Source organism: Streptomyces sp. NBC_01408 (genome assembly GCF_026340255.1).
GTDB lineage: Bacteria > Actinomycetota > Actinomycetes > Streptomycetales > Streptomycetaceae > Streptomyces.
Map to the genome: position 1 here is coordinate 44,871 of NZ_JAPEPJ010000002.1, position 14,252 is coordinate 59,122.

Below are 14,252 nucleotides of genomic sequence, written 5' to 3' on the forward strand. Positions count from 1 at the left end.
TCAGCCGAGAGCTACGCCCTGGGAGCGCAGGTACGGGAGCGGGTCGATGTCGGATCCGTGGCCCGGGCCCGTACGGATCTCGAAGTGGAGGTGGGGGCCGGTCGTGTTGCCCGTGCTGCCGGAGCGGCCGACGCGTTGGGCGGCGTCGACGTTCTGCCCGGATCGCACGGCGATGGCACTCAGGTGCGCGTACTGGCTGTGGATGCCGTCGGGATGCCGGAGGATCACCTGGAAGCCGAAACTCCCGGCCCAGCCGGCCGAGATCACGGTCCCGGCGGCCATGGCCCGGACGGCCGTGCCGGACGGGGTGAGGAAGTCGACGCCCGTGTGATAGCCGGCGGCCCACTGTGATCCGGTCGCCTGGTACAGCGCACCGAGCCGGGCATCCACCGGGGCGTAGCACTCCGGTGCCTTGCCTGTCGGTGCGTGCTCGGAGCCCTCGCGGGCCAGGAGGGTGAGGACGGTCTTGGCCTCGTGCACCGGCGGACGCCTGCCCGGCTCCTTGGCCAGCAGTCCCGACGCCAGCCTCTCCAGCGCGGGTGGTACGGCCGGACGGACGGATCGCAGGAGAGGCGCCTCCTGGGTGAGGTGGCTGCGCCGCAGCTCGTCCAGGCCGGGCCCCTTGAAGGGCGGGTGGGCGGTGAACAGGGCGTACAGGAGGCAGCCGAACGCGTAGAGGTCGGTCCGCTCGTCGGGCCGTTCACCGCGCCACTGCTCCGGAGCGGTGAAGAAACCGCTGCCGGGGATCTCGCCCGGGGCGGCGCACGTGACTCCGAAGTCGGACAGCTTGATCTGCCCGTCCCGTTGGCGCAGGACGTTGCCCGATGTGAGGCCCAGGTGCACGACGGAGTCCTGGTGCGCCGCCCCGAGGGCATCCGCGAGCTGCCGCGACAGCCCGAGGGCCTCGTCCAGCGGCAGTCCGCCGGTCGAGCGGGCGAGGACGCCGTGGAGAGAGCTGCCCTCCACGAACTCCCCCACGGTGAACGCCAGCTCGCCGTCCCAGTCCGTCTCGTGGACGACCGCGAGACCCGGGTGCCGTACGCGGGCGCCGACCCTGGCGTCCCGGTAGAACCGGGCCCGGTCGAGACGGGCGGACGTCGTCCCGTCGAGCACCCGCACGGTGACCTGGCGGTCCGCGTCCCGGTCCATCGCGCGCCAGGTCTCGCCCGGGCCACGGGGGGCGAGCTTCTCCAGGAGCGCGTACCGGCCGCGCAGCAGGTGCCCCACGCCGTGGGCCTGGAGCGTGGTCCCTCCCCGGCCCCGCGGGGGTTCCTGTCCGGCCGCGCCTGCCGGCGGCGGCGGCGGAGCGACGGGGACGCGGCGTCCGGCCGTCGGCGTCCGGGCCTCCAGGTCCAGTTCCCGCAGGGCCTTGGCGACGGCACCTGCTGTCGCGGGACGGTCCCCGGGGTCCTTGGCCAGCAGTGCGAGCACCAGCGCGTCCAGGTCCGGGGGGACGTCGGGGCGCAGGAAGCGGAGCGATCTCGGTGCCTCCTGCACGTGGCGCAGCAGGAGACTGTACTTCGGGCCGCCCGTGAACGGGGGTGCGCCGGTGAGCAGGGCGTAGAGCACGCAGCCGAAGGAGTAGAGGTCGGAGCGCGCGTCCACCTGCTCGGCCCGGCACTGCTCCGGGGCCAGGTACTCGAAGGTCCCCATGACGTGGCCGTCCGGCGTCAGACCCTTGGTCGAATCGGAGGAGTAGGCGATGCCGAAGTCGCAGACCTTGACGCGTCCGTCGTTCTGGCGGAAGAGGTTCGCCGGTTTGAGGTCGCGGTGGACGACGCCCTGGCCGTGCGCGGCGGCCACGGCGTCGAGCGTCTGGCACGCCACGTCGACCACTTGGGCGAGCGGCAGCCCGGTGGGGACCCAGCGCAGGACGTGTGCCAGGTCCACGCCCTCCAGCAGTTCCATGACGATGAAGGTGCGTCCCAGGTCCTGCCCGACGTCGTGCACCACCACGAGGCCGGGGTGCCGCAGCCTCGCGGTGATTTCGGCTTCCCTGCTGAACCGCTTCTCGGCCGTGTCCCCCGAAACGTCCGTGCGCAGGATCTTCAGCGCGACCGGACGGCGCAGGTTCTGGTCCTCCCCCCGCCAGACTTCCCCGAACCCTCCCCGGCCCAGCGGCTTCACCAGCCGATAGCGCCCGCTGAGCAGAATTCCGGCCTCCAACGCACCCCCAGGTTCTGTGAACCAGCGCCTCGTGCGGCAACTCCCTGATGATGACAGGATTTTGCGCCCGCTGCGCCCCGTCCACGGCGGCCCGGGCGGCACCGCGGGCGGCCGGGCGCCGTCTCCTCCACCCCCTACCGGGGTATGACTTCCGACTTGGCTCCACGGTCCGACGTAGGGTCCGAGACCTTCTCCTTACCTTCCTCCTCGTCACGAGGAGAGGAGAAGGGGCATGCGCCGCTTCGCAAGGACGCTGGTCACGGCCGCGCTGGCGGTGGCCGCCGTCGCGGGCACCGCGGGATGGGCCTCCGGTGAGAGCCAGTCCGCGGTCACCGGGCCGCCGCCGGGCACCGCCGCCTGGCTGGCCGACACGGCCTCCGGCCGGCCGCTGCCCGATCCGGCGACCGCTGCGCCGGGCGAGGTGGCCCGGTTCTTCGCCGGGCTTGACAAGGGTGTGCGGCGGGAACTCCTGGGCCGCCACCCGTTGGTGGTAGGCAATCTGGACGGTGCGCCGCTCCCCCTGCGGTACGAGGCCAACCGGATCGCCGTGGCCGCCACCGGTGAGGCGCGGTACGCCTCGCTGGCCGCGCCGGACCGGCAGATCCTCGCCTTCGACCCGCGCGGCCGGGGCCAGGTCGCCGAGGTCTTCGGGGACCTGGAACGCGCGGCGCACGTCTCGGTGATCGTGCCGGGTTCGGACAACGACGCCACCGCCTACGACGGTGGGCGCAGGGCGCACACGGGGCCGGCCGGGATGGCCCGTTCGCTGCGGGCGGCCGCCGGCCCGGCCGACGCCGTGATCGCCTGGACCGGTTACACGACCCCGGTCGGGGTGGGCCTGGACGCGGCCGACGGACGGCTCGCGCAGGCCGGGGCGGCCCGCCTGGCCCGGTTCACCGCCGGACTCGATGCGGTCGGCGCCCCCGACCCGGCGCTGTTCTGCCACAGCTACGGCTCGGTGGTCTGCGGGCTGGCGGCCCGGCACACCGACGCCGCCGACATCGTCGTCCTCGGCTCGCCGGGGATGCGCGCGGACACCGCCGGCGCCCTGCGCACCGGTGCCCGCGTCTGGGCGGCCCGCGGCCCCTCCGACTGGATCGCCGACGTCCCGAACGTCGAGTTCGCCGGGATCGGCCACGGCGCCGACCCCACCTCCCCGGCCTTCGGTGCCCGCCGGGTGCCCGCCGCCGACGTCCAGGGCCACACCGGCTACTTCACGCCCGGCACCCAGTCCCTGGCGGCCTTCGCCGCGATCGCGAAGGGAGAGGCCCGATGAGCGCCTCCGCCACTCTGTCCCCGCTGAAGAAGGCCGTCGAACGGATCGACCGGCAGACCCCCGCCCACCGCGACCGGGCCGTCGACGGGCTGCGCGCGCTCGCCCTGCTGGCCGTGCCGACCGGCCACTGGCTGCTCGGCGGGTTCACCCTGGACGCCGGGGGCGGGCTGCACAACGCCAGCCCGCTGTCCGCCTTCGGCGGGCTCGCCCCGGCCAGCTGGGTGCTCCAGATGCTGGGCATCTTCTTCCTGGTCGGCGGGTACGCCTCCGCGCTGTCCTTCCGGCGCCACGAGGGATCGGTGACCGCGTGGCTGAAGGGCCGGATGGTCCGGCTGGGGCGGCCGGTGCTGGGGGTGACCGCGGTGTGGGCGCTGGCCGCGCCGGTGCTGTACGCGGCCGGGGTGCCGGAGGCCACGCTGCGGACCGGGGCGACGCTGGTGATCCAGCCGCTGTGGTTCGTCGGGGTGTACGCCGTGGTCACCGCGCTGACCCCGTACTGCGTGCGGGCGGCGCACAGGCTCGGCGGCTGGGCCGCGCTGCCGCTGATCGCCTCGGTGGCCGTGGTCGACTTCCTGCGCTACGGGCCGCTCGCGGAGTCCGTGCCGTCCTGGCTGGCGCTGTTGAACATCCTGCCGGGCTGGCTGTTCGCGTACCAGCTGGGCGTGGCCTGGGGCGAGCGGCTGATCGGGCGGCGCGGGGCCTGGCTGCTGCTGGCGGGCGGGGGCGTGCTGTTCGCCGCGCTGCTGGTGGTCTTCCACTACCCGGCGTCGATGGTGGGCGTACCGGGCGAGGCCCGGACCAATTCGCACCCGCCGTCGCTGCTGGTGCTGGCCCTGGCCGCCGCGCAGTCGGGGGCGGCGATGCTGCTGCGCGACCGGCTCGCGAGGCTGCTGGCCCGGCCGGCCCTGTGGGCTCCGGTGGTCGTGGTCAACCTGTGCGCGATGACGATCCTGTGCTGGCACCAGAGCGCGATGCTGGCCGCGGCCGTTCCCGGTTCGTTCGTGGGTGAGCTGGCGGGGCTGACTACGGCGCCGGACAGCCTGGGCTGGATCGTGGCGCGGGTGGCGTGGATGCCGGTGTTCGCCGTGCTGCTGGTGGGCATCGCCCGGTACGCGCGCCGGTTCGAGGGGCCGCCGGTGGAGGGGCGCACGGCCCCGGCGGTGCGCCGGGCGCTCGCCGGTGTGCTCGCGGCGGGGTTCGCGGTGTTCGCCCTGGGCCTCGCGTAACGGCCGGGGCGGGATATGACGAGAGCGCCGCTCCCCGGAGGGAGCGGCGCTCTCGGCGTGTGGCGCGACCGGGGCCGGGTGCCGGTGTCAGGCGATCGAGGCCGCGACGATGGCGGCCACCGCCAGGTTGCAGGAGGCCGTGACCCACACCGCGGGGTGGGGCTCCGGCTCGACGAGGATGGCGCCGAGCTTGCCCGGGGTCACCAGGTCGAGCACCAGGAAGGCCACGCCCATCAGGACCAGGCCGAGCAGGCCGAAGGCCGCGGTGGAGAGCAGCCCCTTGCCGAAGTCGTCGTACGTCGTCCAGATCGAGGTGAAGACAATGCCGCCGATGCCGAGGAGCGCGGAGCTGAGCAGGATGGAGGCGTTGCGGTTGCGCTCTTCCCAGATCTGCTTCGGGAGCTTCCCGGGCGTCAGCACGTCCACGAGGACGATGCCGAGGATCAGCAGCACCAGGCCGAGGGCGCCGAAGGCGCTGGTGCGGCCAAGTCCGTTGATGATGTCGCTCATTGAGAAGCCTGTCTCCGCGTGGGTGGGAAAGGATGTGCCGTGGGGAGGCCGAATCTATCGCACGGCCGTGCGGTGGACCATGGGGAGGTCAGGAAATGGCAGAGGTCAGGGCCGCGCGGGCGGACGAGGCCGAGGCCCTGACGGGGCTCGTGATGCGGTCGAAGGCGCACTGGGGCTACGACGCCGCGTTCCTGGCCGCGTGCGCGGAGGAACTGCGGATCCGCCCCGCCGACGTGACGGCACGCCGGATCGTGGTGGCCGAAAACGGGCGCGGGGACGTCCTGGGGCTCGCCTCACTGGAGGGCGCGCCCCCGCGGGCGGAGCTGGGGCTGCTGTTCGTGGAGCCCTCGGCCATCGGGCAGGGCGTGGGGCGGATGCTCTACCGCGACGTGCTGCGCCGGGCCGTGGAGCTGGGCGTGCGCAGGCTGCTGATCGACGCCGATCCGCACGCGGCCGGGTTCTACCGGGCGATGGGGGCGGTGGCGGCGTCGGCGGCGGGAGCCGCGGCCGGTGGGGGCGACGGCGTGGGCCCGAGCGGGGACGGCATCGGCGAGGGCTTGGGCCTGGGCGATGGCGCCGGCACCGGCGAGGGCCGGGGCAGCGACAGCGACAGCGACAGCGAGGGCAGCGGCCCCGCGGGGGCTCTGGTGCGCTTCGAAGTGGCCCCCGCCCCGCTCGCCGGCTGGGCGCGGGCGTGGACCGGTGGCGGGCGGGCCGTGCACCTGGGCAATGTCGCCGAGTTCAACGCACAGTTCGCCGACGCCTCGCTGGACCGGGAGCAGCGGCCCGCGCACCACTACGCCGCCCTGGCCGCCTTCTACAGCCCGTACCCGGCGGCGCTGGTGCTGCCCCGGGCGGTACCGGAAGGGTGGGCGGCGCTGGTCTGCCGCCAACTGGGCTGGACCGGGGTGGAGGTGTACGACGGCCTCGTGGACCGGGGTCCGGGCCTCGTGGACGCCGTACGGGCCCGCCCGGCGCTGGCCGCGCTGCTGACCGGGGCCGGGCTGCCCCTCGTACCGTGGGGGCGGACGCGCCCGTTCGCGGAGCTGGCGGGCCGGCCGTGGCGGCCCGGGGAGCTGCGGTACGAGTCGAAGTCCGCGTCGCACGCGCTCTTCGGGCGGATCCTGGCGGAGGGCGGGCATCCGGGGATCGTGCTGCCTGCGCAGTGGCGGGCCGGTGGCCGGTGGGCCGCGGCGCGGCTCCTCTCCGCCCGGGCCAGGGCGGGCGAGAGCAGTGTTCTGAAATCGGAGCACGGTGTCGGGGGTTCGGGCACCACGGTGGTGACACCGGACGAGGTCCGGGCGGCGGGCGGGGCCCGCGCCGTACTGCGCCGGCTGCCGCGCGGGCCGCTCCTGGTGGAGGAGTACGTGTCCGGCCCGGCCGAGGGGCCGCGCGACCTGACGTACGACGGCTTCGTGGACCCGCGGGGCCGGGTGCACGAGGTCGGCGGGGCGGTGATGGAGGTGGACGGCGCCGCCTACCGGGGGGCCACGGTCGGGCCGGGCGTGGTGCCCGCCTGGTCGGAGCGGGCGCTGCTCGGCTTCGGGGCGGCGGTGGGGCGGGAGCTGGCGGCCTCCGGCTACCGGGGCTGGTTCGACGTGGACTTCGTGGCGGACGGCGCGGGGCGGCTCGCGCCGACCGAGACGAACCTGCGGCTGACCGGGCCCTCGGTGGCCTTCATGGTGGCGGCCCGGCTCGACGCGCTGCGGGGCGCGGGGCATTTCGTACGGATCGCGGACCGGGTGGAGCTGGGCGCCCGGCTGCCGGACGCCCAGCTGGACGAGGTGTGCGAGGCCCTGGCCCGGGACTGCGCGGAGCTCGGGGCGGTGTTCGTCCCCGCGATCCCGACGGCCGCCTTCGCCCCCCTTCCCTGGCTGGGCGTGCTGGTGGCCGCGCACAGCCGGGAGGTGCTGGACGCGGCCGAGGCGCTGGTCCGGGAGCGGGCCCTGGCGGTGGGGGCGGGGTTCGGCGGCCCCGCGCAGCCGGAGCCGACGCCGCAAGCCCGAACGCGGCGGCAGCCACAGCCCGGTCAGTCCTCGAAGTCGAAGGGCGAGGCCTTCTTGCGGGAGACGTAGAAGGCGAGGACGGCGGCCGCGATCATCAGGGGGACGTTGAAGGTGTAGACGAGCGCGGCCTGCCGCGGCCAGTCCTGTTTGGCTGCCAGCCGGTAGAGGTTGTCCTGCGGCCACCAGGACACCAGCAGGTAGACCACGGCCAGGTGGGCCGCGGTGGTGAGCGCGCGGCCCCGGCCGTGGCTCAGCATCCGTGCGCGTCCCGTGAAGAGGAACACCACCCCGAGGCCGAAGGCCAGGCACTCGAACAGGTAGAGGTTGCCGAAGAGGAACGCCCACGGGTTCGGCACCCCGGTGAGGTCGGTCGATCCGGGCCAGATGAAGTCCGTGAGCAGCCGGGAGACGAAGGCCAGCACGATCGCCCCGCAGCCGATGGCGCACGAGGCGGAGCCCTCGCCCGCGCTCGCGGCTCCGTACTTGCCCCCGCCGCGGGCCACTCCCGCGGTGGCGTCTCCGAGGACCGTCTGCGGCGGTTGGGGCAGGCCCGCCCGGTCCTCCTGGCCGGCCCGGTTGCGGGGCAGGATGCGCAGCCGCACCACGGCGCGGGGCCGGTCCTCGGAGGGCACCTTGTCCGCCAGGTGCGCGCGTACCTCGTCGATGTCGGGCAGGAGGGAGCCGGGGGGCCATGACGTGTCGTCGGCGGGCGGGGCCACGTAGGCGACGAGGCGCCGGACGCCCTGGAACCCGGGCACGGCGGCCACCATCGCCGAGCCGATGCCCTCATGGCCGCGGAGTGCGGATTCCAGTGCGTGCGGGTCGAGGGTGCGCCCGTCCACGGTGATCCGGTCGCGGATCCGGCCGCCGAATTCCAGCAGCCCGTCCTCGCGCAGCCGCGCGAGGTCGCCGGTGGGGATCGCGTCGCCGCCGTCGGGCGGGGTGAGGCGGATCTCCCCCGCGCGGAGGTCGACGCGGCAGCCCGGGAAGGGGGTGCCGATGAGGGAGAGTTCTTCCGGGTCGTCGACCGGGCCGGGCAGCTGCGGCAGGTCGAACCAGGCGCCGGCGCCCGCGGTCTCGGTGAGCCCGTACACGTTCAGCAGCCGTACGCCGGTCCGCAGGCGGCTCTGGAGGGCGGCCTGTTCGTCGAGGTAGAGCCGGTCGCCGGTGACGGTGAGCAGCCGCACCGCCCGCAGCTGCGGGCCGGCCTCGTGGCGGGGCCCGGGAACGCCCGGCTGCTGGCCGGCATCCTTCGGTCCGGGGTCCCGCAGGAGCAGCCGGGCGGCGCCGGCCGGGTCGGTGTGCACGACGGTGACCTGCTCGGCTTCGATCGCCTCGCGGATCTCCTCCGGCCGCCAGGGCGCCAGCACGGGCACGACGAGGGCGCCGCCCGAGCACAGGGCCCGGGTCCAGCCCGCCGCGAAGGCGGTGACGGACGCTCCGGAGGTGACCAGATGACGGTCGCCCGGGTGCAGCCGGGCCACCTCCGCCCAGCTCTCGTAGGCGGCGAGCAGCCGGGGGTGGCTGATGGGGACCGCGCGCGGAACGGCTCCCCCGGCACAGAGGACGGCCGCGGTCCGTCCGGGTCCGGTGCGCGGGGGCGGGCCGGTGGGGCGGGCGGATATCGCGGCGGACTCCGAGCCGAGGCGGATCACCCGCCGTCCGCTGCCGTCGTCGAGGCGGGCCTCGTGGGGGGCGTGCGTGAGCAGCGCGAACGGTTCGACGGCGGCGAGCAGTTGCCGGGCGGCGCGCGGGGCCTCTACGTCGACGACGGTGTAGGCGGCGCCGGCCTTGAGGGCGGCCAGGACGGCGACGAGCAGTTCGGACTGCCGGGCGGTACCGACGGCCACGAGCGCATCGGCCGGCAGTCCGGCGTCGAGCAGGTAGTGCGCCAACTGGTTGGCGCGGGCGTCGAGTTGTCCGTAGGTGAGGCTGTCGGCGCCGGCGATGACGGCGTGGGCACCGGGGGTGTCCCGGGCCCATCGCTCGAAGCGGTGCAGGACGGTGTCGGTGCCGTCGGAGGACGGCCGGTCTGAGCGGGTGGACTCGGATCCCTGCGTCATGTCCCGATGATGCCACCGGGCACCGACAGTGGAGGAGGCTCGTGAAATTCCCCCCCTTCGTACGGAAGTTGGGGTGCCGCCCGGCGGCTTGCCGCCCGGCGATCCGGCCCGCACGTCCGGTCGGCGGGGCGGGGCGGCCGGGTGCCACTGACGGGTGGTCCGGGAGCGGAGCATTGACCTCAAGTTTGGTTGAGGTCTTACGGTTCGGTTCATGGACATGGAAGTCACCGCTTGGACATCGCTCCACAGTGCGATCAACGCCCAGCAGGACCGTCGGCCGCTCTCGCGGGCGAGCCTGCGCCGGATCGCCGCCTTCGCCCGCCCGCACCGCCGCGGGCTCACCTTCTTCCTGCTGCTCAGTGTGGTGACCGCACTGCTCGCGGTGGCCACCCCGGTGCTCGCCAGCCGGATCGTGGACGCCATCGTGGGCGGCCGGGACAGCGGCACGGTCACCCGCCTCGCCCTCCTGATCGCGCTGATCGCGGTCGCCGAGGCGGCGTTGGGGCTGCTGATCCGCAGACTCTCCGCCACCCTCGGGGAGGGGCTGATCCTGGACCTGCGCACGGCGGTCTTCGACCACGTGCAGCGGATGCCGGTGGCCTTCTTCACCCGGACCCGCACCGGGGCCCTGGTCAGCCGGCTCAACAACGACGTGATCGGCGCCCAGCGGGCCTTCAGCAACACCCTGTCCGGGGTGGTCGCCAACACCGTGACCCTGCTGCTGACCCTGGCCGTGATGCTGAGCATCTCCTGGCAGATCACCCTGCTGGCGCTGGTGCTGCTGCCGGTGTTCGTGCTGCCGGCCCGCCGGATGGGTGCGCGGATGGCGGCCATGCAGCGGGAGGCCTCCGCGCTGAACGCCGCGATGGGCACCCAGATGACGGAACGCTTCTCCGCCCCGGGCGCGACCCTGGTCAAGCTCTTCGGCCGGCCCGCCGACGAGTCCGCGGAGTTCGCGGCCCGCGCGGCGCGGGTGCGGGACATCGGGATTCGCACGGCGATGGCCCAGTCGGCCTTCATCACCGCCCTCACCCTGGTCTCGGCGCTGGCCCTGGCGCTCGTCTACGGGCTGGGCGGCTACTACGCCCTGCGCGGGACCCTGGACGCCGGTTCCGTCGTCGCCCTCGCCCTGCTCCTGACCCGGCTCTACGCCCCGCTCACCGCGCTCGCCGGAGCCCGCGTCGAGGTGATGAGCGCCATGGTGAGCTTCGAGCGGGTCTTCGAGATCCTCGACCTGAAGCCGCTGATCTCCCAGAAGCCGGACGCCCGTAGGGTGCCGGACGGGCCGGTGACCGTCGAGTTCGACGGGGTGTCCTTCGGCTACCCCTCCCCCGACAAGGTCTCGCTCGCCTCCCTGGAGGAGGTCGCCACCCTCGACGCACGGGGCGGCACCCAGGTGCTGCACGAGGTGTCGTTCCGCGCCGGACCCGGCCAGATGATCGCCCTGGTCGGCTCGTCCGGCGCCGGCAAGTCGACCATCGCGCAGCTGCTGCCCCGGCTGTACGACGCGGACGCGGGCGCGGTCCGCCTGGGCGGGGTCGACGTACGCGACCTCACGGCCGACTCGATCCGCGAGACGCTCGGCATGGTCACCCAGGACGGGCACCTCTTCCACGAGTCGGTACGGGCCAACCTGCTGCTGGCCAGGCCGGACGCGGCCGAGGAGGAGATCTGGGAGGCCCTGCGCCGCTCCCGCCTGGACGGGCTGGTCGCCTCCCTGCCGGACGGGCTGGACACGGTCGTCGGGGAGCGCGGCTACCGGCTGTCGGGCGGCGAACGGCAGCGGCTGACCATCGCGCGGCTGCTGCTGGCCCGGCAGCGGGTGGTGATCCTCGACGAGGCCACCGCCCACCTGGACTCCACCTCCGAGGCGGCGGTGCAGGAGGCGCTCGGCGAGGCCCTGGCCGGCCGGACCGCGGTGGTGATCGCGCACCGGCTGTCGACCGTACAGGCGGCCGATCAGATCCTGGTGGTCGAGGAGGGCCGGATCGTGGAACGCGGCACCCACACCGAGCTGCTGGCCGCGGGCGGCCGGTACGAGGAGCTGTACCGCACCCAGTTCGCGGCGGCGGAAGCGCATTCGGGCGGCGCGGTCCCGGCGCCGGGAGCATGATGGCCGACAGGTCCACCGCCCGGCCGGGCAACTGCCGAACTTGGAGCATCAGATGGACATCAAGCTGGAACTGGTCGCCGTCCCCGTCACCGATGTGGACCGGGCCAAGGCCTTTTACGAGCGGATCGGCTTCAACGCCGACCACGACGTCACCGTGAGCGAGGACGTCCGCTTCGTGCAGCTCACCCCGCCGGGGTCGGCCTGCTCGATCGCCCTCGGCAAGGGACTCACCCGGATGACCCCGGGCTCCCTGGACAACATGCAGGTCGTCGTCACCGACATCGAGGAGGCGTACGCCGACCTCAGGGGCCGCGGCATCGAGGTGACCGAGATCCAGGACATGCCGTGGGGGTCCTTCGTCTACTTCTCGGACCCGGACGGCAACGGCTGGGCGGTCCAGCAGACGACCCCGCGCACCTCGTCCGGCTCCGGGACGGGCGCCGAGGGCTAGACCCCGGACCTGGGCCAGGCCTGGACCCAGGTCCAGGCCCAGGTCTAGGTCTAGGCCCAGGCCTGGGGAGCACCCCCTGCGCTGTGGGATGGTGGTCGGGTGATGCTGGAAGACCTCGTCCGACTGCGCCGGGCCCGTGACCTGATGGACCGCGACTACGCGGAGCCGCTCGACGTCCCGGCGCTGGCGCACGCCGCCCTCATGTCGCCGGGCCATTTCTCCCGCAGCTTCCGCGCCGCCTTCGGGGAGACCCCGTACAGCTACCTGATGACGCGCAGGATCGAACGGGCCAAGGCGCTGCTGCGCCGGGGCGACCTGTCGGTGACGGAGGTCTGCTTCGCGGTCGGATGTACGTCGCTGGGCTCGTTCAGCTCGCGCTTCACCGAGCTGGTGGGCGAGAGCCCGAGCGCCTACCGGGCACGCGGTCACGACCAGGGCGCGGACATCCCGGCGTGCGTCGCCAAGATCTTCACCCGGCCGGTCAGGAACGGAGAAGCCAAGCCCGCCGCCCAGCCGTAGCGTGGACGGCATGGACATCAAGCTTTCACAGTGCTTCATCGCCGTCGACGACCACGACAAGGCGCTCACCTTCTACCGCGACGCGCTGGGCCTGGAGGTCCGCAACGACGTCGGGTTCGAGGGAATGCGCTGGGTGACCGTCGGCGCGCCGTCGCAGCCCGATGTGGCCATCGTCCTCGAACCGCCCCTCGCGAACCCGAACGCCTCGCCCGAGGACAAGCAGGCCATGGCGGAGCTGCTGGCGAAGGGCATGCTGCGCGGAGTCATCCTCTCGACCGACGACTGCGACGCCACCTTCGAACGGGTCCGTGCCGCGGGCGGCGAGGTGCTCCAGGAGCCGATCGACCAGCCGTACGGCGTCCGCGACTGCGCCTTCCGCGACCCCTCCGGCAACATGCTGCGCATCGCCCAGGCCCGCAAGCAGTGAGCCGCACCCCCGCGCGCTGAACCGTCTCCCGCCCCGCTCGCCCCGAGCGGGGCGGACTGGCGTCCGGACCCCCTACGGGGCGAGGACGTCCAGCTCCACCAGGGCGCCCACCGCGATCTGCCGGGTCAGCGCCTCGGCGCGGGCCGCGTCACCCTCCCGTACCGCCTCGGCCACCTGGACGTGGAGGGTCACGGCGGCCGGATCCGGGTCGTGGAACATCACCGCGTGCTCGGTGCGGCCGGTCAGGACCTCCGCCACGACGTCCCCGAGCCGGGCGAACATCTCGTTGCCGGAGGCGTTCAGCACCACGCGGTGGAACGCGATGTCGTGGCGCAGGTACCCCTCCAGCTGGTGGCCGCGCGAGGTGCGGACCATGCCGAGGGCCGCCTCCGTGAGCTCGGCGCACTGGTCGGGGGTGGCCCGGGCCGCCGCCAGTCCGGCCGCGACGGGCTCGATGGCGGAGCGGAGCACGGTGAGGGAGCGCAGCTGGCGGGGGCGGTCGGTGCCGGCCAGGCGCCAGCGGATGACCCGCGGGTCGTAGACGTTCCACTCCTCGGTGGGGCGGACGGTGACACCGACCCGGCGGCGGGACTCCACCAGGTGCATGGACTCCAGGACGCGTACGACCTCCCGTACGACGGTGCGGGAGGCGTCGAAGCGGTCGGCGATCTCGTCCGTGCGCAGGACGCTGCCCGGCGGGTGCTCCCCCGCAGTGATCGCAAGGCCGAGGGTGTCCAGCACATGGGAGTGGAGGCCCTGTCCAGGACTGCCTTCGGTGGTCATGGCGTAAGCGTACGGTGACGCCCCGGCGAACAAAAGATGCGACGTTTTCCGCAGGACCCTTGAATAAGTACTACTTAATAGGCTTCAGTGTGCTCACGAACACGGACCGATGCCGATGAGGACAGCGAGGTACGACGTGAGCACCCAGCGCGTCATTGTGGTGATGGGCGTGGCCGGCACGGGCAAGACGACCATGGGCCGGCTGCTCGCGGAGGCGCTCGGGATCCCGTACGCCGAGGGCGACGCCTTCCACCCGGCGGCCAACGTCGCCAAGATGTCGGCCGGCACCCCGCTGGACGACGCGGACCGCCGGCCGTGGCTGGACGCCATCGGCGAGTGGATCCGCAACCGCGCGGGCACCCGCGGCGGAGTGGTCTCGGCCTCGGCGCTCAAGCGCGCGTACCGCGACCGGCTGCGCGCCTCGGCCCCCCGTGCGGTCTTCGTCCACCTCACCGGTGAGCGCCCGCTGATCGAGCAGCGGATGGCCGCCCGCAAGGGCCACTTCATGCCCACGACCCTGCTGGATTCCCAGTTCGCCACCCTGGAGCCGCTCCAGGAGGACGAACCGGGCATCGTCGTCGACGTGTCCGGGTCCCCGGAGGACATCACCGCACGGGCGCTGGCCGCCCTGCGGGAGTTCCTCACGCCCGAGACCGGCACACCCGAGACCGGCACACCCCCCAACAGCACACCCGAGAACTAAGGAATCGTC

General features: G+C 73.8%; 12 protein-coding genes. 8 read left to right on the forward strand and 4 right to left on the reverse strand.

Annotated elements, in window-relative coordinates:
* The gene (locus tag OG447_RS22730) at positions 1-2,166 is read right to left on the reverse strand and encodes a protein kinase (RefSeq protein WP_323181842.1); all 2,166 of its coding nucleotides are present in this window, start codon (positions 2,164-2,166) and stop codon (positions 1-3) included.
* A 232-nt stretch (positions 2,167-2,398) separates the two neighbouring features.
* Here OG447_RS22730 and OG447_RS22735 point away from each other — a divergent pair, with 232 nt between their 5' ends.
* Both OG447_RS22735 and OG447_RS22740 read left to right on the forward strand, forming a co-directional pair.
* Complete coding sequence (locus OG447_RS22735) at positions 2,399-3,442, forward strand: alpha/beta hydrolase (RefSeq protein WP_266939008.1); 1,044 nt, start codon at positions 2,399-2,401, stop codon at positions 3,440-3,442.
* Positions 3,439-4,668 (forward strand): acyltransferase, encoded by a 1,230-nt coding sequence (locus OG447_RS22740; protein ID WP_266939009.1) that lies wholly within the window; start codon positions 3,439-3,441, stop codon positions 4,666-4,668. The genes OG447_RS22735 and OG447_RS22740 overlap by 4 nt, the downstream gene beginning before the upstream one ends.
* Before the next feature lie 87 nt (positions 4,669-4,755).
* Here the strand turns inward: OG447_RS22740 and OG447_RS22745 are convergent, their stop codons facing one another.
* Complete coding sequence (locus tag OG447_RS22745; protein WP_266939010.1) at positions 4,756-5,178, reverse strand: DUF350 domain-containing protein; 423 nt, start codon at positions 5,176-5,178, stop codon at positions 4,756-4,758.
* Positions 5,179-5,273: 95 nt separating this feature from the next.
* Between OG447_RS22745 and OG447_RS22750 the strand changes: the two genes are divergently transcribed.
* The gene (locus tag OG447_RS22750) at positions 5,274-7,253 is read left to right on the forward strand and encodes a GNAT family N-acetyltransferase (RefSeq protein WP_266939011.1); all 1,980 of its coding nucleotides are present in this window, start codon (positions 5,274-5,276) and stop codon (positions 7,251-7,253) included.
* On the opposite strand, the gene OG447_RS22755 is transcribed toward OG447_RS22750, so the two are convergent.
* Positions 7,208-9,247, reverse strand: coding sequence for an AMP-binding protein (locus OG447_RS22755; RefSeq protein ID WP_266939012.1), 2,040 nt, complete (start codon positions 9,245-9,247; stop codon positions 7,208-7,210). The two genes, OG447_RS22750 and OG447_RS22755, sit on opposite strands and share 46 nt — an antisense overlap.
* 211 nt (positions 9,248-9,458) lie before the next feature.
* Between OG447_RS22755 and OG447_RS22760 the strand changes: the two genes are divergently transcribed.
* The 4 genes from OG447_RS22760 (at position 9,459) to OG447_RS22775 (ending at position 12,757) form a co-directional block, all read left to right on the forward strand.
* Positions 9,459-11,360, forward strand: a complete 1,902-nt coding sequence (locus OG447_RS22760; protein WP_266939013.1) for an ABC transporter ATP-binding protein — start codon at positions 9,459-9,461, stop codon at positions 11,358-11,360.
* Between the two features lie 52 nt (positions 11,361-11,412).
* Positions 11,413-11,811: a VOC family protein gene (locus OG447_RS22765; RefSeq protein ID WP_266939014.1), complete on the forward strand. Its 399-nt coding sequence runs from the start codon at positions 11,413-11,415 to the stop codon at positions 11,809-11,811.
* Between the two features lie 99 nt (positions 11,812-11,910).
* Positions 11,911-12,330, forward strand: coding sequence for a helix-turn-helix domain-containing protein (locus OG447_RS22770; protein ID WP_266939015.1), 420 nt, complete (start codon positions 11,911-11,913; stop codon positions 12,328-12,330).
* A 10-nt stretch (positions 12,331-12,340) separates the two neighbouring features.
* Positions 12,341-12,757 carry a VOC family protein gene (locus OG447_RS22775; RefSeq protein ID WP_266939016.1) on the forward strand — a complete coding sequence of 139 codons (417 nt, stop codon included), beginning with the start codon at positions 12,341-12,343 and terminating at the stop codon, positions 12,755-12,757.
* A 72-nt stretch (positions 12,758-12,829) separates the two neighbouring features.
* Here the strand turns inward: OG447_RS22775 and OG447_RS22780 are convergent, their stop codons facing one another.
* Complete coding sequence (locus tag OG447_RS22780) at positions 12,830-13,540, reverse strand: FadR/GntR family transcriptional regulator (RefSeq protein ID WP_266939017.1); 711 nt, start codon at positions 13,538-13,540, stop codon at positions 12,830-12,832.
* 136 nt (positions 13,541-13,676) lie between these two features.
* Here OG447_RS22780 and OG447_RS22785 point away from each other — a divergent pair, with 136 nt between their 5' ends.
* Positions 13,677-14,243 (forward strand): gluconokinase, encoded by a 567-nt coding sequence (locus tag OG447_RS22785; protein ID WP_266940102.1) that lies wholly within the window; start codon positions 13,677-13,679, stop codon positions 14,241-14,243.
* The last annotated feature ends 9 nt before the right edge of the window (positions 14,244-14,252 follow it).